This window comes from Streptococcus sp. k-90, from assembly GCF_013277565.1.
Taxonomy (GTDB): Bacteria; Bacillota; Bacilli; order Lactobacillales; family Streptococcaceae; genus Streptococcus.
Genome location: NZ_VMNE01000031.1, coordinates 1 through 243 on the forward strand (window position 1 = coordinate 1; position 243 = coordinate 243).

Genomic DNA, 243 nt, shown 5'->3' on the forward strand with positions numbered 1-243 from the left:
CATCAGCTTCTGAGTCAGCATCAACAAGTGCATCAGAATCAGCAAGCACATCAGCATCTGAGTCAGCATCAACAAGTGCGTCAGAATCAGCAAGCACATCAGCATCTGAGTCAGCAAGCACAAGTGCATCTGAATCAGCAAGCACAAGTGCATCTGAATCAGCAAGCACAAGTGCGTCAGAATCAGCAAGAACAAGCGCATCTGAGTCAGCAAGCACATCAGCATCTGAATCAGCATCAACAA

Annotated in this window: 1 protein-coding gene; it reads right to left on the minus strand. The window is 46.9% G+C overall.

Features of this window, described 5'->3' with window-relative positions; genetic code table 11:
* A partial coding sequence (locus HT734_RS09345; RefSeq protein WP_188113868.1) for a hypothetical protein occupies window positions 1–243 on the minus strand: 243 nt, incomplete at both ends.